This is a genomic window from Clostridium sp. (assembly GCF_036660475.1).
In the GTDB taxonomy this organism is placed as follows: Bacteria; Bacillota; Clostridia; order Clostridiales; family Clostridiaceae; genus Clostridium_J.
In genome coordinates, this window is the sequence record NZ_JAVXAO010000004.1 from 76,294 (window position 1) to 102,313 (window position 26,020).

At 29.9% G+C, this 26,020-nt stretch carries 19 protein-coding genes; 17 read left to right on the forward strand and 2 right to left on the reverse strand.

The annotated features are described in order from the left end of the window. Positions 1-98 precede the first annotated feature (98 nt). The 15 genes from RSA29_RS07390 to RSA29_RS07460 all read left to right on the forward strand — a co-directional run bounded on the left by RSA29_RS07390 (position 99) and on the right by RSA29_RS07460 (position 19,771). Positions 99-728 carry a DUF4352 domain-containing protein gene (locus tag RSA29_RS07390; RefSeq protein WP_346944275.1) on the forward strand — a complete coding sequence of 210 codons (630 nt, stop codon included), beginning with the start codon at positions 99-101 and terminating at the stop codon, positions 726-728. A gap of 305 nt (positions 729-1,033) precedes the next feature. Continuing rightward, positions 1,034-3,283 (forward strand): DEAD/DEAH box helicase, encoded by a 2,250-nt coding sequence (locus RSA29_RS07395; protein ID WP_346944276.1) that lies wholly within the window; start codon positions 1,034-1,036, stop codon positions 3,281-3,283. Positions 3,284-3,325: 42 nt separating this feature from the next. After that, positions 3,326-3,781, forward strand: coding sequence for a hypothetical protein (locus RSA29_RS07400; RefSeq protein ID WP_346944277.1), 456 nt, complete (start codon positions 3,326-3,328; stop codon positions 3,779-3,781). 129 nt (positions 3,782-3,910) lie between these two features. Then, positions 3,911-4,294, forward strand: a complete 384-nt coding sequence (locus RSA29_RS07405; RefSeq protein ID WP_346944392.1) for a hypothetical protein — start codon at positions 3,911-3,913, stop codon at positions 4,292-4,294. Between the two features lie 71 nt (positions 4,295-4,365). Beyond that, positions 4,366-5,490: a DUF6884 domain-containing protein gene (locus RSA29_RS07410; RefSeq protein WP_346944279.1), complete on the forward strand. Its 1,125-nt coding sequence runs from the start codon at positions 4,366-4,368 to the stop codon at positions 5,488-5,490. Positions 5,491-5,543: 53 nt separating this feature from the next. After that, complete coding sequence (locus RSA29_RS07415; protein WP_346944280.1) at positions 5,544-6,617, forward strand: HRDC domain-containing protein; 1,074 nt, start codon at positions 5,544-5,546, stop codon at positions 6,615-6,617. Between the two features lie 10 nt (positions 6,618-6,627). After that, the gene (locus tag RSA29_RS07420; RefSeq protein ID WP_346944393.1) at positions 6,628-6,993 is read left to right on the forward strand and encodes a hypothetical protein; all 366 of its coding nucleotides are present in this window, start codon (positions 6,628-6,630) and stop codon (positions 6,991-6,993) included. Further along, positions 6,977-7,285 carry a nucleoside triphosphate pyrophosphohydrolase gene (locus RSA29_RS07425; RefSeq protein ID WP_346944287.1) on the forward strand — a complete coding sequence of 103 codons (309 nt, stop codon included), beginning with the start codon at positions 6,977-6,979 and terminating at the stop codon, positions 7,283-7,285. Before RSA29_RS07420 ends, RSA29_RS07425 begins: the two co-directional genes overlap by 17 nt. Before the next feature lie 222 nt (positions 7,286-7,507). Then, positions 7,508-10,738, forward strand: coding sequence for a DEAD/DEAH box helicase (locus RSA29_RS07430; protein ID WP_346944282.1), 3,231 nt, complete (start codon positions 7,508-7,510; stop codon positions 10,736-10,738). A gap of 384 nt (positions 10,739-11,122) precedes the next feature. Then, positions 11,123-13,969, forward strand: coding sequence for a UvrD-helicase domain-containing protein (locus RSA29_RS07435; RefSeq protein ID WP_346944394.1), 2,847 nt, complete (start codon positions 11,123-11,125; stop codon positions 13,967-13,969). A gap of 41 nt (positions 13,970-14,010) precedes the next feature. Beyond that, positions 14,011-14,139 carry a hypothetical protein gene (locus RSA29_RS07440; protein ID WP_346944284.1) on the forward strand — a complete coding sequence of 43 codons (129 nt, stop codon included), beginning with the start codon at positions 14,011-14,013 and terminating at the stop codon, positions 14,137-14,139. 302 nt (positions 14,140-14,441) lie between these two features. Further along, positions 14,442-16,136: an AAA family ATPase gene (locus tag RSA29_RS07445; protein WP_346944285.1), complete on the forward strand. Its 1,695-nt coding sequence runs from the start codon at positions 14,442-14,444 to the stop codon at positions 16,134-16,136. Then, entirely contained in the window at positions 16,111-18,471 is a 2,361-nt protein-coding gene (locus RSA29_RS07450; protein ID WP_346944395.1) for a DUF2357 domain-containing protein, read from the forward strand. The genes RSA29_RS07445 and RSA29_RS07450 overlap by 26 nt, the downstream gene beginning before the upstream one ends. Before the next feature lie 49 nt (positions 18,472-18,520). Then, positions 18,521-18,802 (forward strand): DUF3848 domain-containing protein, encoded by a 282-nt coding sequence (locus RSA29_RS07455; protein WP_346943407.1) that lies wholly within the window; start codon positions 18,521-18,523, stop codon positions 18,800-18,802. A gap of 126 nt (positions 18,803-18,928) precedes the next feature. Further along, complete coding sequence (locus tag RSA29_RS07460; RefSeq protein WP_346943408.1) at positions 18,929-19,771, forward strand: Rpn family recombination-promoting nuclease/putative transposase; 843 nt, start codon at positions 18,929-18,931, stop codon at positions 19,769-19,771. A gap of 759 nt (positions 19,772-20,530) precedes the next feature. On the opposite strand, the gene RSA29_RS07465 is transcribed toward RSA29_RS07460, so the two are convergent. Together RSA29_RS07465 and RSA29_RS07470 are read right to left on the reverse strand one after the other, a co-directional pair. After that, positions 20,531-21,469 carry an IS3 family transposase gene (locus RSA29_RS07465; RefSeq protein ID WP_346943409.1) on the reverse strand — a complete coding sequence of 313 codons (939 nt, stop codon included), beginning with the start codon at positions 21,467-21,469 and terminating at the stop codon, positions 20,531-20,533. Next, positions 21,412-21,876, reverse strand: coding sequence for an HTH domain-containing protein (locus RSA29_RS07470; protein WP_346943410.1), 465 nt, complete (start codon positions 21,874-21,876; stop codon positions 21,412-21,414). The genes RSA29_RS07465 and RSA29_RS07470 overlap by 58 nt, the downstream gene beginning before the upstream one ends. Before the next feature lie 223 nt (positions 21,877-22,099). Between RSA29_RS07470 and RSA29_RS07475 the strand changes: the two genes are divergently transcribed. Both RSA29_RS07475 and RSA29_RS07480 read left to right on the forward strand, forming a co-directional pair. After that, entirely contained in the window at positions 22,100-23,224 is a 1,125-nt protein-coding gene (locus tag RSA29_RS07475; protein ID WP_346943411.1) for an HRDC domain-containing protein, read from the forward strand. Between the two features lie 23 nt (positions 23,225-23,247). Beyond that, a complete protein-coding gene (locus tag RSA29_RS07480; protein WP_346943412.1) occupies positions 23,248-25,959 on the forward strand; it encodes an AAA domain-containing protein in 2,712 nt (903 codons plus the stop codon). Positions 25,960-26,020 lie beyond the last annotated feature (61 nt).

Consider the following 26,020-nt stretch of genomic DNA (forward strand, 5'->3'; position numbering starts at 1 on the left):
TCTGAAAATGTGACAAATTTTGACAAAGTTCAACAGACGAAGTATACTACTTGTTGGGACAACTAGTAGCAAAATTATAAGACGGAGGTATTATTATTATGAGTAAATTAGTTAAGTGTAAATCCTGTGGAAAGGAAATTTCAAAAGGTGCTAAATGCCCTGAGTGTGGGAAAGATAATAAAAATTTCTTTATGAAACACAAAGTATTAACCGTGATATTAGCAATTGTAATTATCGGTGCTGTTGGAGGAGCTGCAGGTTCATCAGGAGATGACAGTGTATCTAAAGTAGACGGAGACAAGCCTGCAACTTCAACTGAACAACAAGAATCAAGAAATTTTGAAGTTGGACAAACAGCAGAAAAAGCTGATAATTACAAAGTTTCTGTTAACAGTCTTTCAGAATATACATCTACTAACCAGTTTATGAAAGCTCCAGAAGGTAAAAAATATGTAGTAGCTAACGTAACAGTAGAGAATTTAACAGCTGATAAAGATATAGCGGTATCATCTTTAATGTGCTTTACTTTATTAAGTGTAGATGGTGTTAAGTACAATATAGCTATAACTGATGCTGAAGGTCAATTAGATGGAACTGTTGCTCCAGGTAGAAAGTTAACAGGAAATGTATCATATGAAGTTCCAGCTGAGTTAACTGAAGCTGAATTAGAAGTTAAACTAGATGTATTTACAGGAAAGCCAATTTATTTTAAAGGTGCTATAAAATAATATAAATTGATGTAAATTAATATATACGAAGTAAAAGGATGTTCCATAGTGGGACATCCTTTTACTTCGTATATATATATGTTGCCTTTAAAAAGTATGGATTATTTTAATTAGATTATAAATATTTTTGATATTAAACTGAATTTGACTTTATATTTTATATGGGTAATAAAGTTGAGAGAAAAATAGGGATTAAATTGGTTCAAATGGTATAGATTGGTTGAGGGATTTGGGGTGAGATGATACAATGGAGGTAGATTTTAAAATGGAATTATGTTGAAAAAGTAATTCTAAAGGGGGAAATCATGGCTATTAAGGGAAAGATGGATGAAATTAAGTTAGCTAGTGGAGCTGAGGATAAGTTCATTGAATTATTTAGTGAGCAGTTTGGTCCAGAGAAGACAAGTAGTTTGTCAATTCAGTATGGATTAAGTGATATATATGGAAGAAGTAGATACATAGATTTTGCTATTGTTACGGATAGGGAGAAGATAGCAATTGAGATAGATGGAGAAGGTGTTCATGAGCCGGGGAAGGTTTCTCATGAGAAGTATTATGATGACCTTTTAAAGCAGAATAGTATTATTTATAAGGATTGGAAACTTTATAGATGGACAGATGGACAATTAAAAAGATATCCTGATTTAGTTAAGGATCAGATGGCTACATTTTTAGGTGAGGCTTTAGAGGGAAATATGGAGGATTACTTACCACAGCCAAAGGGAGCAGTGCTTGAACTTATGGAGCATCAAGAGGATGCACTTAAAAGTTTGAAGGATATGAGAGCAGAAGGGGATACTATAGCTCTTTTATATCATGCAACGGGAACGGGTAAAACAGTTACAGCTGTAGAGGATGCAAAGGTTATCGGTGGAAGAACTCTATATATAGGACATACTAAGGAACTAATTGAGCAGTCTAAAGAAACCTTTGAAATGTTATGGAAAGAGGCAAACTGTGGCACTTATATGGGAGATATAAAAGAGAAGGAAGCTGATGTTGTATGTGGCTCTGTTCAAAGCGTCAGTGGTCATATCGAGGAATTTAAAGCTGATGACTTTGATTATATAATTATAGATGAAGCACATCATGGTGCGGCGGAGAGTTATAAGAAGATATTATCTCATTTCACACCAAAGTTTACAATAGGATTAAGTGCTACACCAGAGAGGGCAGATGGAGAAGATATCCTAGATTTATTTAAAAATGTGGCTCATAAGATTGATATAGAAACAGCTATAAAACAAGGAATACTTGCAGAGATTAGATGTATAAGAGTTAAAACTAATGTGGATATATCAGATGTTAGAATCAGAGGAATAAAGTATGATTCTAAGGATTTAGAAAGTAAACTCTTTGTCCCGGAGAGAAATAATATACTAATCGATACTTATATTAATTATGTTAAAGGTAAAAGAACTGTGGTATTTTGTGCATCAGTAAATAATGCAGAGGAAGTTGCTAGGTTATTTAAGGAAAGAGGAATAAAAGCGGAAGCAGTTTCAGGTAGCTTAAATAAATCAAAGAGAGATAGAATCTTAAAGGACTATGAAGACGGAAACATTCAGGTTTTATGTGCCTGTGATTTATTAAATGAAGGCTGGGATAGTCCAAGGACAGAGGTACTCTTCATGGCAAGACCTACAATGTCTAGGACAATATATATGCAGCAGTTAGGTAGAGGGACAAGAAAGGCTGAAGGAAAGAATTATCTATTAGTATTTGATTTTATAGATAACTCAAGTCTTTTTAATACATCACTATCAACACATAGACTATTTAACTTAGAAAATTATATACCAGGAGCTTTAGTTTTTGGTCATGGAAATAGAAAATTTAAAGAAGCAGACTTTTTAAGAAGAGGAGAAAAGCCTGTGGAGTTAATAGACCTACCAGTGGATATCATGGATCTTCAACATATAGACCTCTTTAACTGGCAGACAGATGTAAAAGGAATGATATCTCAAATAGAGTTTGTAAGACGGGTAGATGTACAAGCAGAAACCATTGGGAGATATATAAGAGAAGATAAAATAAAAGCAGACATGGAAGTACCCTTTGGAAGTAGTACCTTTAAATACTTCACAGAAGAAACCGTGAAAAAGTACGCTGAGGAATTTGGCTGGGACTTGATAAATGACTCAAATATTTGTGAGAAGTTCATAGGATATGTGGATAAAATGACTATGTCAGCATCCTACAAACCAGTGTTACTACAGGCTATGCTAGCTGAGGCAGATAACAAAGGCCGAGTTCTTGTTGAAGATTTAGTAGATTACTTCATAGACTTCTACGAAGACCGAAAAGCAAGAGGACTTGTAGCAGAGAAAAAGAAATCTATTTATAATGATGACGTTATAGATAGAGGAGCTGCAAAGAAAAATATATTTTCAAATCCATTCAAAAGATTTGAAGACATGAGATTTATGGAAAAATGCAAGGACATAGAATATGTACAGTTTAATGGGAAAGTTTGGGATAGGCTCAGTTTTGATGAAAAGGTTAGGATAGATGGAGTATGTGGGGATAGGTTGAAGGGGTATTATGGGGAGTAGGTAAATAAAAGTAATACAATTTATGAATGGGGTGAATTGAAAATGAATATAGAGAAAATAGAAAATACATTGATAGAAGTAACAGATATATTAAATAGTAAAATTGACACTAGAAAGTTTCAAGTTATTGATAGAGGGTTACCACATAGTTGCAAGAGCTTACTAAAAGGAAAAATGGGCATATATATTTTCAAATATAAGGATACATATTTGAAAATTGGTAAGGTTGGTGCTAAGAGTAATGCAAGATTTACAAGTCAACATTATAATCCAAATAGCTCAAATAGTAATTTAGCTAAATCTATTTTATCAGATGATGAAATGATTAAATTAGGATTGGATGAAAGTAATATCGAAAAATGGATAAAAAACAATACAAGTAGGATTGATATTCTTCTTGATGAGGATTTAGGTATTTTTACTTTAAATTTATTTGAAGCATGTTTGCATTATAAATTTAGACCAAAGTATGAGGGCTTTAAAAATCAAAACCAATAGTGAGTCAAGAATTTTGGTGATTGTTGGAAATTAAAATTATACATCATGATTAAATTATTAGTCAGCGGTTAATTATGAAAAAACAGAATAAATTAGTTAGAGATAAAATACCAGCAATTATAGAAACTTATGGAAAAGTATTATTCTTATATGGAAGATAATAAGGATAAAGAAATAAAATTTGAGGATACATTTAAGTATATTTATAAAGAGCTGGGGCGTGTAGAGGCGTCATTTAGTAGTAAACTAGTAGCTACTATTAATCCTAATTTGCCAATATTAGATTCAATGGTTTTAGGGAATATAGGTATAAGTATGCCTGGAGCTTATAAGGATGATGATTATAGAATTGAAGAGATAATTAAAATATATTATATAGTAGTAGAATGGTATGAAGAAGTTTTAAAATCTAATAAGGCTAAAGATATGATTAAAATGTTTGATGAGAAATATCCTGATTCTAATATATCAGAAATAAAGAAGATAGATTTTATACTATGGCAGATTAGGTAAGATCGCGATTAATTGAGTTATGGTATTGAAGAAATATATAAATTTAAATTGTTAATTGAGGAGCTGTTTATATGGACATGGGTGGGAAGAAGATAGCATTAATATCATGTAGCAAGAGTAAAAAGGGTTATAAATGTAAGGCTAAGGAGCTGTATTCTGAGAGCCAATTATTTAAGTTGTCATATTTATATGCTAAGACAATTGCAGATGAAGTATATATTTTATCTGCAAAACATGGGGTTATTTCTGAGGAAGAGTTAATTGAACCATATGAAAAGGCACTTACAGTCTATGATTATAGTGAGAAAAAGTTATGGTCACAAGCGGTTCTTTACCAATTATCTAAAATTAGTGATTTGAAAAATGATAAGTTTTATATTTTAGCAGGGAAAGATTATTATGAGGATTTATTAGTTGATATAAAAAATTACGAGCTACCATTAGGTAAATTAAGATATGGAGATAGAATCAAATATCTTTCAGAGCTAGTTGGGAAATCAGAACATATTAATGAAACTAGGGATTTGAGTAAAGATGAAATTAATGGTGGTAGTTCATATGAGTTGCAAAAGTTAATAAATTCATTAAAAAGGTATAGATATGATGAGATTAATGATATTCCATTTGATAATGGTATATATTTTTTCTTTGAGAATGGTGAGAAATATCAAGGGTTAGATAGAATAGTAAGAGTTGGTACACATAGAAGTCAGGGAAGATTAAGAAATAGGCTTAAGGATCATTATAAACATAATAAAGATGGAAGTATTTTCAGAAAGAATATAGGAAGAGCTATATTAAATTATGATAAAGATAATTACTTAAAAGTTTGGAATATAAACTTTAGTGAGCAGAGTAATGTAAAAAAGTATGGTGATATTAGAGATATAGATAAGGAAAAAGTGTTGGAGGAAAGGATATCTAAGCATTTGAAGGACAAGCTTACGTTTACCTGTATAAGAGTTGATGATAATAGTGATAGGGCAAGATTAGAAGATGGGATTATTTCAACTTTAAACAATGATGAGACATTTTATCCGAGCAATGAATGGGTTGGAAGGTTTAGCACGGAGATTGAGATAAGAAATTCAGGAATGTGGTTAAAGCAAGGTTTAGATGCAGAGGTATTAAACGCGGAAGAATTAATTAAAGTAAGTAATTTAGTAAGGATTTCAAAGGGTAAAACATCATCATAAATATCTATGGATCACAGAAAGATAAAAGAAACAACTTTGGAGGGTGAAGAAACATGGGGTTATTTGATAAAATTAAGGAGCCAGTTTTCTTAAAGAGCGGTAATCAAGCAGAGAATCAGATAATGAAGCTTAAGGAAATTGAACTTTTATTAAATGAAGAGGGTAAAAAAATAATTAATCAAGATATAAAATACTTGGAATATGGCATTGCAGGTGAAAAAAGTATTGCCTATGAGTTAAAGAACAGCCATATGCCTATGTACATATTACAAGATATATATTTAGAGGATGGAGATTTAGGGGCACAAATAGATTTTTTAGTATTTACAAAGAAACTTTGCTTCATTATTGAATGTAAGAATCTATATGGTGATATTGAAATTAACAGTAAAGGGGATTTTATTAGAACTGTTGACTATGGTGGAGGTAAGAAAAAGGAAGGAATTTATTCTCCTATAACTCAAAATCAAAGACATCTAGAGCTAATGAAGAAGATAAGGGGAGATAAAAATAATAATTTCTTTACGAAATTTATTGTAGATAGATACTTTGAAAACATGTATAAATCTATAGTGGTATTAGCCAATGCAAAAACTGTTTTAAATGACAAATACGCTAAGAAAGAAGTTAAGGACAAGGTTATCCGTATAGATCAATTAGTTAAGTACATAAAAGAGATGTATAATACCTCCAAAGAAGCAGCTAGTTCTGAAGTAGATATGCTTAAATGGGCAAATACATATATTGGATTTCATAGTGATATGGAAAAGGATTATACCGCAAAATATGAGAAGTATAAAATCACCAGTGTAAAGGTAGCAGAAGAAGCAAAAGTAGAGAGTTCAATTATAACTAAAGATCAGGAAAAAAATATAATTGAAGCTAACGAGTTAACGGTGCCTATAGAAGAAACACAACTATTTAAAGAGTTAAAGGAATTTAGACTTTCTCAAAGCAGAAAAGAAAATATCAAACCATACTTCCTATTTAATGATAATCAGCTTAAGAATTTAATCAGCAAAATGCCATTTACCAATGAGGAATTATTAACAGTAGCTGGGTTTGGAGAAGTAAAGGTTAGGAAATATGGAGAAGAGATATTGGGGATAGTTAGAAGGCATAGATAAAGTGGAAGGGATGTTTAAAATGATGTCTTTAGTTGATATCGCAAAATATGTATGGGAGAATTCAAAAACAATAGAATTTGGAGATACGAAAAACTGGGAAGAAGATACTTTTACTTCGAAATGGATTAAGAGCAAAACAAATGGGAATATAACAAGGCAGGATAAAGCTAGTGGATTTTACTGGTTTTCTATAAACGGTATGAGTGAAAATGACTTTATTAAAATAACTACACCTAATGATTTTCCTAAGAATGGAATTAAGTTCACAGAGACAGCTAATAAAGTAATGTTAATATTCAAACATAATATATGCAAGCAAAAGGATAATGAACTTATATTTTATAATGGACAAGAAACTAATGAAAGTTTACGATAAATTAGTGAGAGATAAAATACCAGCAATAATAGAAGCAGATGGAAAGCAATGTGATGTTGTTATAGCTCCAAAGGAAGAAATGGGAGATTTATTAGAAAAGAAGCTTATGGAAGAGGTTGGAGAATATATAGCTGATAAGAACTTAGAGGAACTTGCAGATGTAATGGAAGTATTGTTTGGACTTGCAAAGAATTTGGGGTATAGCGAGGAAGAGCTTATTGAGAAGAGAAGGGTGAAGTTTGAGGAAAGAGGGGGATTTATGGAGGGGGTTGTGTTGAAGGGGGTTAGGTAGGAAATTTATTTAGTAAAACTACAAAGAAAATATAGACTTGTTAAATAAAATTAACTTGGTGGATTTTACAATAAAAGAAAGAGAGAGTGTGTTTGAAAATATATAACTTGTAATAAATGTGATTATGGTATTAAACATGTGATTTACACAATATATTAATGATAGATCATAAATGAAGAAAAATGGGTCTAATAAAATAATAATGTAATTATGGGGGATAAAATGAATATAAGTGAAGTTTACTCAAATAAACTAGATAGTTTAATGGCAAATTCTAAGAAAGATAAAAAAAAATTCCTGTTTTTTAAAGGATTTAATAAGGAGTTTTTTTTAGTTCTTTCTAAAAAGAATTGGGGAAGAGTGGGACTTAATACATATATAAATGACGACTACTCTATTGATATTGATGGATTAGAAGTTAATAAAGGGGCATTAATAGGGTATTTTTTTCAGATAATTAAAAGTGATATTTACTGGGGATTCTATGAGGAATTTATTTCACTAAGTAACTCAATTAACAACATAAGGCAAGTAGTTGATGCAGATTTTATAGTTGTAGAAAATAATTTATTTAATAAATATTACCCATTAAGTATGGATAGTAAGTCTTTAAAAAGCTTAGCATTTGTCATTGATAAAGAAGAAGAAGATGAAGGGATAGATTATATTTTAAATTATTATTCGGATATTATGTATTATTCATCGAATGTATATGGTATTCAATACAATGAAAAAGATAATAATTTAGAAACTATTAATTTTTATAGTAACACTGTAGATATATACACAATAGGAGAACCAACTAGTGGGAATTGTATAACGCTCTTAAATTTATTTGAATTTAAGAGCAAACTTCAAAATAAAAATAGTGTAGGTAATTTTAATATAGTACTGGACAACCATGATGACATTGAGAATTTAAAACCATTAGTAAACTTAGCGAAAGAATTAAATATTAAAGTAGATATTGTAGCTAAAGATAGATTTGTAGATTTATCAAATAAAGACGATGATAAATATTTATATATATTAAAGCAATATTGGGGACCGGATAAGACTTTTAGACAGATAGATTTTTATAAGAATCCTGAAGAATCTGCAGAGGTTATGTCAATTTCTCAAGGCAATATAATAAGTTATATTATAGATCAATGTAAAAAAGCATTAAATAAAAATATTGACTTTACAGATATATTTATAACGGCACCTACTGGCGCAGGAAAGTCTTTATTATTTCAAATACCAGCTATATATTTAGTAACAAAAAAGGCAGTAACAATTGTTATTACACCTTTAATTGCATTAATGAGAGATCAGGTAGAGCAGTTAACTTATGAAAGGGGCATTGATTTTGCCACTTTTTTGAATTCTGAGATTTCTTTTGAGGAAAGAGAAGCTAGAATTAAAAAGATAAAAGGTGGAGAAATATCTATAGTATATATGTCACCAGAGTTGTTTATATCATCATCACTTCAGAATATTATAGGTGATAGAGATATAGGATTATTAGTAGTAGATGAAGCACATATAGTAACAACTTGGGGAAGAGATTTCAGAGCAGACTACTGGTTTTTGGGAACATATGTTGAAAAATTAAGACGATTAAGCAGTCAGACAAAAACTTTTCCTATCGTGTGTTTAACTGCAACAGCAGTATATATGGGTACAGAAGACACCGTTAATGATACGATAAATACCTTAGCATTAAATACACCTAAATTGTTCTTGGGCAATGTGAGAAGAAAAAATATAAAATTTGATATTAAGGTAGTTGAAAAATCAAATATTGAAGGTGGATTTGAAGATTTTAAATTAAATAAGTGTTATGAAAGAATAAAGCAGTTTATATTAAATGGTAATAAATCATTAATATATTGTCCGTATACTACACAGATAGAAGAGGTAAGTTCTAAATTTGATGAGATCATAAAATCTTCGGTTGGTGTTTATTATGGAGGGTATGATAAAAATAAAAAAATTGAATCACAAATGAAATTTAAAAAGAATGAATATAAAGTAATGATATGTACTAAAGCTTTCGGTATGGGTGTTGATATTAGTGATATTGATACGGTATATCACTTTGCACCTACGGGGAATTTATCAGATTATATTCAAGAGATTGGCAGACTAGCTAGAAGAGCGGACATTGAAGGCGTAGCAATTTCGGATTTTACAAAGAGTGATATGAAATATGCTAGGATGTTAAGTTCATTATCATCAATTAGGCAATATCAATTAAAAGAAGTTTTAAGGAAAATTTATGACATATATAACAATAAAAAGAAAAGAAATTTATTGGTGTCTCCAGAAACATTTTTATATTTGTTTGGAGAAAAAAATATTGAAAATAAGGTTAAAACAAGTTTGTTATTACTGGAAAAAGATATAAATAAACAATTTAATGTAATAATAGTAAGACCTAAAAGTATGTATACAAAGAATTATATAAATGTTCCAGCTTCAATAGAAAAAGAATTTATTAAAATATATGGTCAATACTCGAGATTAGTAAATGATTATTCCAATAGGGTTATACCGGGATCATATAAAAATGGGGATATAATTATCAGCAATTCTGGAAATATATATGAGGTTAATATGGCTGCTATCTGGGAAAATAAGTTTTCTCAGATTACATTTCCAAGTTTTAAATGGAAATTCTTTAACGGAGAGTTATTTGAATTTGAAAACTCAGAGGAAAAATTAACAGCTAGAGTACATTTGAAGATAGCCTATAAAGGTGAATTTGAGAAGTGTAAATCTACATTGAAGGATAATTGTAATAAACTAAGTTCTTTATTTACAAAATTTAAGAATAGTAGTTCGTTTTTTACAAAATCAGAATTTAAAAAAGAATTTAAAAATATGTTTTGCGGAAATATTGTTTCGGAGGATATGTCGGATATAGTTTTGGATATGTTCGTTGCAGATTCTACTAATAATATAGGATTTAATCAAAATAGTGATAAATATAGATTTGTACAACAAAGAAAAACTAAGGGGTCAAATGAATTTGAATATAGGGTAATGAATTCTAATTATTCGACTTTCGGAAACTATATGGTAAGACAGATTAGTAAGTGTGTGCCCAATAATGGTTCAAATATACATTCAGCATATATCCCTATGAGTAGAGATAATGTTAAATCAGATATTATGGAGCTATCTATATTGCTTGAGGTGTTCGGAGTGGCAACCTATGAAATAATAGGTGGGAAGAATACTGAAATATTTATAAGGATAAATGATCCGATAAAAATCAAGATGTTATCAAGCGGCAAGTATAGAAATGAAATTTTGACAAGTATAGAAAAAAAGAGAAAAAACTCTCAAGAGGTGCTTCAAAAGTTTATGCTTTCTAATCTATCAAATGATGAGAGGTGGGATGTAATAGAAGATTATTTCTTAGGCAATGAAGATGTAGTTAAAGAAAAATTACACATAATTTAGAAGAAAAGAATTTGATAAAGAATTTTAATTAAAACCTTAAGAATGTATATTATACATTTGGAGTTTGAATGTAATGAATTAAATAAATTAGCTAATAGTCAAAATGTATACATTTATAAAAGTTACACTAGTTAATAAATATCTTTGATGAATATATTTAAGTAGGGTGTATAAAAAAATAAATACCATACGTTTAATAAGTCTAGGTGGGAAATATACTAGGCTTATTTCTATTCCTTGTAAGAATATTTTAAAAAATACAATTTATGTAGAATTGGGTGTTATAATTATACATAAAGAAATGCAATTTAATTGGTGTTTGATATTGGAGTTAGAGAAAATTATACTTTTATATAAAGACACTTTATAGGTATGGAGGATTTTATGGAATCAAATATATTAAAGGAACTTAATGCAGAGCAAAGAGAAGCTGTTACATCTACAGAAGGATATGTGCGAGTAATTGCGGGAGCAGGGAGTGGGAAAACAAAAGCATTAACGAGTAGATATGTATACATAGTAAAAGAATTAGGTATTTCTACTGCTAATATTTTATGTGTAACATTTACCAATAAAGCAGCTAGAGAAATGAAAAAGCGTATTAGAGCCATGATAGGAGATAATGATACAGCATTAATATGTACTTTTCATGGCTTCTGTAGGCAGTTATTAAGAGAAGATATACATACAGTACATTATCCAAATAATTTTATAGTGATGGACGGAGAAGACACAAGTTCTATATTGAAAATTGTTTATGAACAAGCAAATATTACATCAAGGCAATATACTCATAAGCAGGCTAAAGATATGATAAATTATAGAAAATCAATGATGGAGCATATTAAATATATGTTGCAGATGGATAGTAAGGAAATTAAAGATAAATTTTTAAATTCTCAAAAAGTAGAAGACAAGATTTTCTTTGGTTATTTATATCAGCAACGCAAGACCTTTAATTTAGATTTTATAGATTTAATAACCTTCGCTTTATACATTCTTGAGAATTTTGAAGAAAAAAAGAAAAAGTGGCAACAAAGAATGCAATATGTTATGGTTGATGAATTTCAAGATGTGAGCTCATCACAATATCAAATTGCTACAATACTTAGTAATTATCATAAGAATCTATTTGTTGTAGGTGATCCTGACCAAACAATTTATTCTTGGAGAGGAGCAAGAATAGAATTTATATTAAATTTTGATAAAGTATTTTCTAATGTCAAAACTATAGTTATGAATACTAATTATAGGTCAACAGAAAATATTTTGAAAGTTTCTAATTCTTTAATAGATAAAAATGAAAATAGAATAAAAAAAGAACTTAATGCAGTTAAGAAATCAAAAATACCGGCTATATATAATCATTCTAAAAATGTGTTTGATGAAGCAAGATGGATTAGTGAAAAAATTAAGGAGATAAAAAGCAAAGGTAATGGGTATGAAGATATATGCATTTTATATAGAGCTCATTATGTGTCAAGGAGTTTAGAAGAAATATTTATGAAAGAAAAAATTCCTTATGTAATATATAGTGGAGTAGCATTCTATGAAAGAAAAGAAATTAAAGATGTATTAAGTTACTTGAGGATGGTAGTATTTGAGGATGATTTATCATTTTTTAGAACAATTAATGAACCCAAGAGAAATTTTGGGAAAAAGAGAATGGAGATAATACAAGGTTATGCTGAAAAAAATAATTGTTCTTTATATAATGCATTAAAACTAAATATATCAGAAAAGCTTATCGTTAATAGCAAAGCAAGTGAATTTATTGAATTAATTGAACGATATCAAAAGATATATAATGAAATGTCCATATCAGATTTATTAAGTGAAATATTAAATAAGAGTGGATATGAGGCTATGCTTAGACAAAGTGGAGAAGAAGACCGTTTAGATAACATTGCAGAGCTTAAGAATTCAATATCTTTGTATGAAAATGGTGCTGGCGAGGAAACAAATATAGAAGATTATCTACAAGAAATAGCGTTATATACAAACACTGATCTAAAAGAAGATGATGATGAAAAAGTGAAAATGATGACTATACACTCAGCAAAAGGATTGGAATTTCCATACGTATTTATCAGTGGAATGAATGAAGGTATTTTTCCAAGTCAAAAGGCAAACACAAAAGAAAAATTAGAAGAAGAGCGAAGATTAGCATATGTTGCATATACAAGAGCAGAAAATGCTTTATTCTTAAGTGAATCTGAAGGATTTAATTATGATGGAAATTTCCGTTATCCATCAAGATTTATATTTAATATTAATAAGAAATATCTTCATTACAATGTAAAGTTAGATAAAAACTTAATAGATAGTGCAGAGGATTATATTAATATTTCAGAGAGTAAATTTAATATGAACAATAAAGTATCTTTTATTGTTGGAGATAGAATAAGTCATAATATTTTCGGAACTGGGAAAATTGAAGAAGTTAATGGTGAAGATGCAACGTATATAGTTAAATTTGATAAATCAAAAACAAGTAGAAGTATTAGTTTTTCAGCCAAATTATCTAAAGAAACAAACTCTGAAAAAAACAATATTGATTTAGAAGGTGAAAAAGAAAAGTTAAAACAGGGTATGGAAGCCCCAAAAACAGAAAAACTAAAGGCAGAGACACAAGCTAAAAGAATAGAGGAAGACAAATTAAAATCAGAGGTAGAATCAAAAATAATAGACGTTGAAAAGCTAAAGGTAGAGATTGAAGCTAAAAGAATAGAGGAAGAAAAGCTAAAGGTAGAGATTGAAGCTAAAAGAATAGAGGAAGAAAAGCTAAAGGCAGAGGTGGAAGCAAAAAGAATAGAAGCAGAAAAGCTAAGGGGAGAGGCTGAAACAAAGACGATAGAAGTAGAGAAGCTAAAAATAGAGGCAGAAGCAAGAAAAATAGTAGAAGAAAAGTTAAAAGCGGAGATAGAAGCAAGAAGAGTAGAAGAAAAGTTAAAAGGCCAGGCAGAAGCAAGAAGAATAGAGGAAGAAAAGCTAAAGGTAGAGATTGAAGCTAAAAGAATAGAGGAAGAAAAACTAAAAGTAGAGGTTGAAGTAAAAATAATAGAAGAACAAAAGAAGAAAATAATAAAAGAAATAGAAGAACAAGAAAAAATAATTGTACAAAATAAGTTTAAATTTTTTGGAAAGGGTTCAAGAATGAAGAAAAATGCAAAAGATAAAATAAGCAAACTTGCAAATGATCTAAATAGGTTAAATAAGCAACCTCATTAGTACCCGCATCCATCGGAAGTACCCCACGCGAACATAAAAATATGATTGTAGGATTAGAGTTTGTTGATGAAGGTAAAAAAGGAAGGATGAGTAGGAAATATTCTGTTTTAGAGGCAGATATAAGATATAAAGGAGCAACTTCGGTTGCAAGCTCTCTCAGTAGCACCTGAGGTCCAGAAAATTTCCAAGTAAGCCCTATGCAAAGCGTAGGGCTTTTATAATAACAAGGATTACCCCTAGGGAGTTAGCAGAAATAGTAGGGATTAGTGAAAATAATCATATATAAAGAGTAATTAAAAGCTGTAGGCACTAGACGTAACACTATTAGATATCAGATGTAACAAGCTATATTATGCATAAGAGCTAATACCAGGGTGGAATGATTCATCTAAAAATAAATCTTTGATATATTATCTAATAACTAAGTGTTAAAATAATCATATAAGATATTAAATGATAGGGGACATAAACTATGAAAAAAATAAGATCAAGTTCTTGGAGTAATAGTAGGGTTAAAGATAAAAGCTACATTGCAAGTAAAAGAGTCGATTCATCTACATTTGGGTCTGGGACAGTTATACCAAATGGTATACGTGAGGAATTTTTAAACAACTTATCAGTAGCACTTTTAAAGGGACAAAAACACAAAGTGAGTTTAGTTTGGAATGGTAAAACTTATGAAGCAAAAATTGATTGGGTTAATAATAATCCAGATAGACGGAAAGATGATGTTATAAGGATTATGTTTAATGACAAAAGATTTATTGCATTATTAATGGGTAAGTTAGACACATCATATAACTACATTAAAAAATATTTGAGTGAAAATAATAATAAACCACCTAGGAAATTTCCAGAAGAAACTCAAGAATTCATAGATTTCTATAAAGGAGATACCTTAGATACATTTATTGTTAAGTTAATTGATAGATCACAATTATCATCAGAGGATCAAGTTGAAGAAGATGATGACATAGATGAAGAATCATTAGAGGATATCATTGAAGAAATTCCTATAATTTCTGAGTTTAATTCCGTGGATGTAGTTACCCAAATACATAGCTACATATCTTCCAAGGGCTTTGATTATGATGAAAGCTTAATTAAGAACTTATACATATCATTAAAGGCTAAACCATTTGTTATTTTATCGGGTATTTCTGGTACTGGTAAGAGTAAAATTGTAGAATTATTTGCAGAGGCTATTGGTGCAACTAGTGATAATAAGAGATTTAATTTAGTGCCTGTTAAGCCTGATTGGTCTGATGCAACTGATTTATTAGGTTATAGAAATATTAAGGGAGAATTTACTCCTGAGGTTATTGTCTCTGTGGCTTATGAGGCTATGATGAATCCGGAGCTTCCTTATTTTATTTGTCTTGATGAGATGAATTTGGCTAGAGTTGAGTATTATTTTAGTGATGTTTTATCTATTATGGAGACAAGAAGACTTAATGAGGATGGTGTTATCATAACTAATCCATTAATAAGTAAAGAGCAGGTGGGAACGGATACTACTGCTTTTGATAAGTATGGAGATGTGTATTTACCTGAGAACCTATTTATTGTTGGGACTGTTAATATGGATGAAACAACCTTCCCTTTTAGTAAAAAGGTATTAGATAGAGCAAATACAATTGAGTTTAATAAGGTTGATTTATCATATTCATTTGAGGAGAGAGATACTGAAGATGTTGAAGCTAAAACTTATCATAATAATCTTTTGAAGTCTGAGTTTTTAAAGTTATCTCATTGTATAGAGCATAAGGAAACAGCGACTAAGGTTATAAATAAGTTGATAGAAATTAATGATGTTCTACAGGAGTATAATCAGCATTTTGGTTATAGAGTTAGGGATGAAATTGTATTTTATATGATATATGCGACTGAAAATGCCTTGCTAGAATTTGATGCAGCATTTGATATGGCTGTTATGCAAAAGATCCTTCCTAAGATAAGTGGAAGCAGTCAAGAGGTTCAGGATTTATTAATCTCTTTATTTGATAAGTTAAATGGTTGTAAAACTCAAAATTCAGCTTATTTAGAGGATGCAGATATTAAGAAGATGAAGGAAAACTCCATTGATAAATATAAGTTAACTAATGAGAAGATTATCTATATGATTAGGAGGTTTATCCGTGATGGATTCACAACCTTCTGGCAATAATCAAGAAATTATAAGTATAGAATCAGATAATTTATATTTTGTAATTAAGGGAAATGAGGATAGCATAGGAACTAGTGATGAGGATTCAGTTTTTATCACTAGTTTTTGTGAACATTTAAATACAAGCTTTAATCCGAAGGTTCATTTGAAGGAATATAAAAATTATGAGGTTATTATAATTAGCAAGCATGATGCTAAGTTAGAGTTTTATCATGATAATCAACATATTAGAAATAAGGTAACTCCAATGCTTAAGGGAAGCAATAATCTTAGTGGGATTATAAATTTCAGAGGAGATATTGGGTATACTGATTTTATTGTAAAAGCTAATGGCCATGATGAGTTTTGTTGTAGGACGGAAGTATATCCAAGTAAGATTAGTTATAAGAAGGATTATGAAGAAATTCTTAGGGATGTTAATGAGGAGATTTATAATCTTGCTTATGGATTTTTAGCAAGAACCTATTTAGGCGCTGAGATTAGTAATAAAACGAATAGTAGTAAAACTGAGTTTTATAGCATCTTAAATTATGTCTTTGAAAAGCTAAAAAAATCTATGGATGTAGTGATAAATAATCCACATCATAAGTTAGAAAAAGAAAATCTGATTGTAAAATATGATAAGCTTAAGAATGTTACAAATGACACTATAAAGTGGCTTGAAAAAAGACCTCACATGAATGGTATAGAGGCACTGCAAACTAAAAAAACGGTGACTACTAATACAAAAGAAAATAGATTTGTTAAGTTTATGCTAGTTAATATTATTAAGAAGATTGATGAATTTACCAAGGTGTATAAAAATAGTAACAGATATGGAACTATTGATGAAGTTGTGTTAGATAAATTAAATATCTTTAGAAGAACAATTAATACAAAGATTAATTCATCATTTTTAAAAGATATACCAGCAAAATATAATGAGGCATCAATGTCCTTAGTCTTTACCATGGGAAGTGGCTATAGAGAGATTTATAAATACTACCTAATGCTTCAAAAGGGATTAAATATTAATAGTAATGTTATGACTTTATCTATAAAAGAGCTTAGTGAACTATATGAGTATTGGTGTTTTATAAAGATAAATTCATTACTACAAAAGAAGTACAAGCTTATATCCGCAGATTTCTTAAAAATTCACAAGACGGGTATAAATGTATCTCTAATAAAGGGTGATAGTTCATGTTTAAAATACAAGAATCCTAGAACTGGAGAGACCTTCGAGGTGCTTTACAATAGAGGTCGCCTATCTAAAACAGTAGCGCAAAAGCCAGATAACATTTTATCTATAAACAAAGATGGTAGTGAAAAGGCTTATGAATTCATCTTTGATGCAAAGTATAAAATAGACACAACAGAAGATTATAAAGAAAAGTATCATGGAGTAGGACCTAAGACAGAGGATATAAATACGATGCATAGATATAGGGATGCCATAGTTTATGAGAATAAAAAAACTAAAGCAAATGAAAACTGCATCTTTGGAGCATTTGTTCTATTTCCATATAACAATGAAGAGGAATTTAGAAATCACGATTTCTATAAAAGCATAGAGGAAGTAAACATAGGAGCAATACCCTTTCTTCCATCAAGTACAAAGTTAATGGAAGAATTTTTAGAGGAATTAATAAATGAATCATCATACTCAACCTTTGAAAGAGCACTTGATCAGGTAGGAAAAGAGGAGCATCTAAAGGATGAATACTTCACAAAGAGGAATGTTTTAGTAGGGCCAGTAAAAGATTATAAGCAGTTAGAGGTAAGCCTACAAGAAAGGTTCTATCATGTGCCAAAATCAAGTGTAAACCTAATAAAGCATAACATTGAATATGTAGCATTAGCACAATCAATAAAAGCATTTAAAGAAGAAGCCGGAATAACATATTACGGTAAAGTAGAATCAATACAAGAAGTAAAAAGAAATGAGATAACGGAAATACCAAAGAGCTCAGATGAACTATACTATCTTATAAAGATATCAGAATGGATTAAACTACCTAAAAAAATAGAAGTTATGTCATATCCAGTTCGAAGATGCCTATATACCAGTTATTATTTAATAAAGGCTTCTAAATCAGTAGCAGAATTATTCATTAAAACAAAAGAGGAATATAGAGCATGGCATGAATTAAAAAGATTCGCTGAAGAAGTCAAATTACGAATTGAAGACAATGATAAGGATAATGAAACACTGCATATGGAATGTAGCAATGGCATGGATATTATAGCTAAAGGTAAGGACGTAAAGATATATTATAATGATGTAGTGAAGAAAATGGACATAGGGGAATTTGAGAAAGTGGCTAGGGGACTGATGAAAGGGAGAAATGGGTAGATAGGAGTATGGCTGAGAGTAATGCTGATTAAATAAAAGGATGGATGAAATGAATAGAGAAGAACTAAAGGTAAAAGTAGAAGCTGAATATAATGTATTTATTGAAGAATTAAGGGAAAAGGAAGCTAAGGTAATTATAGATAGTGCATATGAGATAATTACAAAAGAGGATATAGTAAGTATTATTACAAATCAAGATATAGAAGAAGAAACACTAAAGATATTAAGCAATGAAAAATATCCATTAAATTATATTTATAACTTGTGGATGAAATCAGATGAATCACAATATGAGCTTGTGAAGGAATTTATTGAATTAAATATTTGCTAAATTACAAAGTATAAGTCCTATATAAAGTATAGGGCTTTTTTATTTGTAGAAGTTTATAAAGCTGAATAAGAATATGTGTTCGTGTATATAATTTAGATGTAGATTAAACATAGGAGGAATTATAGTATGAACAAATTATTGGATCCAAAGAATGATGTTGTATTTCAAAAGTTATTTGGTGTGAAGGGTAATGAAAAATTATTGATAAGCTTTTTAAATTCCATACTTGAACCGAGTGGAAATGGAAAAATTAAAAGTTTGAACCTAGAGGAGAAGGAACTGAACACATCACTCATTGCCAGTGAGAAATTAAGTATTTTAGATATCAATGTTACCACTGAAACTAATGTTCATATCAATGTAGAAATACAGCTGATTAATCAGTATAATATGATTAAGCGGACAATATTTTATTTGTCGAAAATTATATTAAAACAACTGGTTAAGGGAGATAATTATACTAAGTTAAATAAAACAATTACAGTGAATATATTAGATTTTAATTATATAAAGGATAGTAAATTTCACAGTAGCTATCATTTTTATGAAGATATTACAAAGAAACTATTAAGTGATATCCTCGAAATACATTTTATCGAACTGGATAAATTCAAAAAGTGTGAAAAAGATTATAATAACAAGTTACATAGATGGTTAAGTTTTTTAATAAACCCAGAAGGAAAGGAGATTGATGGCTTGAAGAAGGAAGATGCAGAAATAAAGGAAGCTATGGATGTTTTATATGAGATAAGTGGTGATAAAGCTGTAATACAGTTGGCAGAGCTTAGAGATAAAGCAATAAGGGATGAGAAGAGTAGACTTGAAGGCGCTAGAGAAGAGGGGAGAGAAGAAGTCAGAGAAGAAGATGCAAAGAATTTCTTAAAATTAGGAGTGTCCGAAGAAATAGTTTCAAAGGGAACAGGACTTCCTATTTTGAAGATAAGAGAGCTAAAAGAAAAACTTCAGTAGAAATCTCATTCGTCTTCGCCTCCTTTGCAATTATCCCCGGGGGTTTAAATTTTAAGAAAGCTAAAGTCCAAAGGTCCTCTCGCAAGGATACCAGGGGTGTAAATTCTTACAGTGACAAGCTGTCAAAACAAAAAGAGATAAGAAGAGAATTATCAGAAATGGTGGTTCTCTTTTGAATTTAGATAAGGTGAAAGAAATATTTTAGTAGGGGCATTAAATTAAAAATTAAAAGCAAGGGTTTTGGATATTATAATGTGGTCCCTATGTCAAGGACATTATAAAAAAAGAGCATTAAATTTTCTAAGAAATTAGTGTATCCTCCAAACAAGGAGGAGATGCAGATAAAATGAGTCAACATTGAATCCATTGGATTGATGTTGACTCATTTTAATATTTCTCTGTATCTATATTAAATTATGATGAATTCAGATTTTATGAAAACCTTGGATAGCTTTAAAAGTTTTATGATTAGTGATTCAGTTCCCAATTATGTTGTTCATTATTGTGAGAACTTGAACGATATTAAGTGGCGCTGGTTATATGTCCAGATGATTGAACCAATGATTATTACTGCAAATATTGATTACCTGTTTTATGTATTAAGATGGATTTTGAAAAGCGATTTTCAAGATCTAACTTATGAACTATATTTCTACGATGTTATGAATCCAGAAAATCGGTCACAATCACTTATCAAAGATAAATATTGGCAAATATTCAATGAACAGTATTATCTACGTTTTATGGACGATTTGTCTATCATTTATTGAGTGGATAAATTCCCGTTAAAACATATTCTGCATACTGGTTTGGAGATAGCTTCGCCAGTTCCCACTGATATCGGTCATTATTATAGTAATCCATATAATCATCTATTTCAGTGCACAATTCCTTGAAATCAGAGCAGCCTTCGAGATGGATTTCATCTTTCATGTGACCAAAAAAAGACTCCTGCGGAGCATTATCCCAACAGTTACCACGTCTGGACATAGATTGCCTTAAATCCTTATCTTTTAGAAGTTGACGAAATGAAATGCTTGTATAATGACATCCTTGATCGGAATGTAATATAACATCAGTTTTAAGATGTCTTCCGTGTTTCTCAAGTAACGAAGTTACTGTTAAAAGCACAAAGTCAACTTCTAGTGATTCACTAAGCACATAAGATAACACTTGTTTTGTATAAGCATCTTTTATAACTGAAAGATATGCTTTACATCCAGAATTATAAAACAGATAGGTGATATCTGTAAGAAGTATCTTACCTGCACCGTGTTCTGTAAATTCACGGTTGACAAGATTATCTGATACAGCATCTGTTTTCAATACTTTTGCCATTCTACGGTAGGGGTTTGCTTTCCGTATGGGACAGAACAAATTATATTTATTCATTAATCGGCTGATTTTCTTTTGATTCATGCATATCCCCATATGAAGAAAACGCATATAGATACCACGTCGCCCTTTATCGTAACCACGAAACTGATATGCTTTAAGAATCAATTCAAAATCAGCTACATCTTTTATTTCTTTATTATTTCTTTTATCCTTTGATTTCAGCCAATTGTAGTAACCACTTCTGGATACTCCTGCCATTTCACATAACCAGCTTATATTAAGTTTATTGTTATCATTTAAAATCATTTTCTGGATAAGTTTAAACTTTTCTTCTGGCGTTGCTTCTGTTTTTCCTTCCAACTTGCTTGTCTGTCTAGAAATTCTATTTTTTTTAGAAACTCATTTTCCTGTTTTAAATACTGAACCCTATGCTCTAAGCGTTCAATGCGTTCAGCATCTGATAAATCTCTTGTTACTGGACGTCCTGAATTCTTCGCTCTTTTATCTTCGCATCCCTCTGGACGAAGTTCATGTTTATGCATTGCAGCAACAATAGCATCCTTTCTTCTTTTTCCAAGTAATTGTGGGTTAATTCCCATGTCTCTCAGAATAGTAGATGGTGGTTTACCATCATAATATTCGCTTGTAAAAAGTTCATGGAACTCCTGTTTATATGTAATTGCTTTTGCAGATACATTTTTTATGTATTTGTTTGCCCTCAGTTGTTCTTGCTGCTCCTCTGTAAAATGATTTTTTCCCATAAGCATTACTCCTCGTAATTTATAATCAAATCATAACAAAAATAGACCCTATAAGATAGCGTTAGTTAAAATTGAGTATTTAAGCTCTTTTTTTAACTGTCTATTCTATAGGGTCCATTTTATTATAAATATCCAAGGCCTTTTTAAATTAAAAGAAAGGGGAGAATTAGGATAATATATACATATATGATATAATAATACTGATAATCGGGGATTAGGGGGAAATGCAATGTCATTTTTAAAAAATTTACTAGGGATAAAAAATATTAATAGTCCTATCTACTACAAGGAGTTTACAGAGGAAAATAGTCAATTAAAGGATCTTAAAGAACTTAGCTATAGAGTTAAAAATGTAAACAAAAAAGCATTAATAGATAGAGATATAAAATTACTTAAGATTGGGTTAAGTGGAGAAAAAAATGTAGACTATGAGATAAGAAATAGTAAAGTTCCAATGATATGCCTTCATGATATTAGATTACAAGATGGTAATGAGGTAGCTCAACTAGATTTTGTAATTATAACTCATAGGTTTGTAATGGTGCTTGAAACAAAACAGCTTAATGGTGATATTTATATAAACGAGGTTGGTGAATTTACTAGAGCTATAAAGAATAAAGATGGTAGGGTTATTAAAAAGGAAGGTATGTATAGCCCGATAGCTCAAAACGATAGACATGTTAGGATTCTTAGGGAGATTTTAGTGAGAAATGGAATCATAAAGACATTTTCAATAATATCAAAAGTTGTAATCTCAAATCCTAAAAGCATTATAAATAGATCTAAGGCACCGGCAAAGATAAAGAAAGAAATTTTTAAGTATGATCAGATTACAGAAGTATTAAATAAAGAGTTAAAGAATTATGAAAAATCCGGAGAAGCTTTTGAAGATCTAATGGAGAATCTAGGAAAGTTTTTAGTTGAAAATAATAAAAATATTGATATTAATTATTATAAAAAATACTCATTGACAGAGGAGGATTTTTTAGCCCAAAGTGCAGATACTGGTACTAGAGTTGAGGGAATTAGTATTGAAGTCATAAATGAGTTAAATATTGAAACTGTTGAAGAGCCTAAAGAATTAGATGTAATAGATAGTGTAGATTTGCAAAATAAAGATCAGAAGGACGATGTTTCCGAGGAAATATATAATAAGCTTAAAGAATATAGGACAGCGATGGCTAAAATTGAGATGAGTAAACCATATTTTATTTATAATAATCAAACATTAGATGAAATAATTCAGGTAAAGCCTAGGACGAAAGAGGAGCTTTTAAAGGTTCGAGGGTTTGGGCCAGCTAAAGTAGAAAAATATGGGGATGAAATTTTAAGAATAATAAGTGGGGATATATAAAATATATTTAAGGAGAATAATCATTGAATATAAATAAAAATTTAATTCTTATCAAAAATGAAGATAAAACTAGAAGTATTGAGTTTTGCAAATATAATTCTGATACTAAGAAATATGATGTAACATTTAATGGCGGTAAAATATATAGCTATAACTTTAACAATTTAGAATGGTTTAGTAATCCAGAAATAATAGATGTTGAAAACAAAGTAATTTATGCAAAGGGAAAACCACTAATACTGGTAAATAAGGCGATCGGTTTTGAAAATCATATAAGGGTAATATATAAGAATGATTACAGCCAAGTTTATAGTAAAAGAGATATAAGTATGGAGGAGTCATGTCTTAAAAATCCTGAAGCAAATAATTGTTTTCAATATCTTAAAGATTTATCTCAGAGTATTGGGTTAATGTTGGATGGGTCGAAAACCTTACTTGGAAAACAGTATGAGAAGATTACACATATAAGTCCTAAAAGTGCATTATCATTTTATTTAAAACCAGACCATATAGTACAAAATAAAAGCGAAGATAATATAAATTTTCCTTTTGGATTTAATTTAAGTCAAAAGGAAGCTACTGAAAAAGCTTTTAAAAATAGTGTTAGTGTTATAGAAGGTCCACCAGGTACTGGTAAGACACAAACTATTTTAAATATCATAGCAAATGCAGTTATGATGGATAAGAGTGTTGCTGTAGTTTCTAACAATAATTCAGCAACTGATAATGTTTATGAAAAGCTTAAAAAATATGATTTAGACTTCTTTGCTGCAACGCTTGGTAGTAGATCAAATAAAGAAAGTTTTATAAAAAATCAAAGTGGTACATACGCTGATATGAGTAATTGGAAGTTAGAAGAAGAGGAAAAGCATAGGGGCTTAGAGGAACTAAATAAATCAAAAGACAGTATTATCAATATGCTAGAAAAACAAAATAAAATAGCTAGATTAGAACATGAATTATCAGAGATGGAGATTGAAAAAAAGCATTTTGAAAAAGAATACTTATCTAACAATGTAGCAAATTTGAAATATAACACTATTAGAAAACTTAAGGCTGATAAAATAATGAGATTTTTAGTAGAGTTAAAAATTAATAGTAGCATTGTAGAAAATATAACCTTTGGAATTAAAATAAAAAATCTGTTTCGCTATGGAATTTACAATTTTAAGTTTTATAATAATTCCATGGATGTAGTAATCGATTATTTATATAGTTTATATTATGAAAATAAAGTGAAAGAAATCACATTAGAACTTAATAGGTTAAAAGCTCAGTTAGATAGGTTTAACTTTGAAGAAGAAATGAAAGCATATAATGATAAGTCCTTAAAGTTATTTAAGGCTGCTCTACAAAAGAAGTATTTAAGAAATGTAAGGGCAATATTTACAGAAAAAGATCTATGGATAAAGTTTGATGAATTTATAAAGGAATATCCAGTTGTGTTAAGTACAACTCACTCTTTAAGAAATTGTATTTCAGAGAACTTTTTGTTTGATTATTTAATTATAGATGAGGCATCACAGGTAGATTTATTAACAGGTGCTTTATCTTTATCTTGCGCCAAAAATGTAGTTGTTGTAGGAGATTTAAAGCAATTAACTAATGTTGTTAGTAATGAGGATAAGGAAGTAAGTAAAAAGATTTTTGACTTATATAATCTAGATGAAGCTTATAATTTTTCAAGTAACAATCTATTATCTTCAATTACTAAATTAAATAAAGATGTTAAAAAAACATTGTTAAAGGAGCATTATAGATGTCATCCTAAAATAATAAACTTTTGTAATAAGGAATTTTACAATAATGAACTTATTATATTGACCAAGGAGAGTGAGGATGATAAACCATTATCACTTTATAAGACTAACGCAGGAAATCATGCTAGGGGCACGATAAATCAAAGACAGATAGATATTATCAAAGATGAAATTTTACCTACAATAGGAGGGGAAAAATCCATTGGGGTAATATCTCCATACAGATTACAGGCTGATGAAGTTTTAAATGCCGTAGGAATAGATAGTGGGATAGAAGCTGACACTGTACATAAGTTTCAAGGTAGGGAGAAGGATATAGTAATTTTAAGTACTGTTTCTAATGATATAAATGATTTTATTGATAATGCAAATTTGATAAATGTTGCTATTTCAAGAGCCGTAGATAAGCTAGTAGTAGTAACTACTGATTTTGAAGAGGGTAATAGTAATATAGGTGATTTAATAAAGTATGTTCAATACAATAATTTTGAAGTAGTAGAAAGTAAGGTATCATCTATATTTGATTTGCTTTATAAGTCTTATGAGGATAAATTAATGGACGCACTAAAAAGAACTAAGAAGATATCAGAATTCAATTCTGAAAACTTAATGTTCGAACTTATAAGAGATGTTTTAAAAAACAGTGAGTTTAGCAACTTAGATGTAGCAGTGCATATACCGTTAAAGATGATTATAAGAGATGCAAGTATACTTTCCAATGAAGAGAGAAAGTTTGCTTTAAATCCCTGGACTCATACAGACTTTTTAATATTTAATAAGCTAAATAAAATGCCAGTCTTAGCTGTAGAAGTTGATGGATATAAATTTCATGTCCAAAATGAAGAACAACTGCAGCGGGATAGAAAGAAGGATGGCATTTTAGCTAAGTATGAAGTTCCAGTAATAAGGTTTCCTACAAATGGAAGTGGTGAAGGGGAAAAGTTGAAGGAAAAGTTAAGAGATATATATAGTTAAAGCAGCCAGCTTAGCCCTAAGGTGCTTCACTACGACCAAAGAGGTGTAAATTTATCTAGTC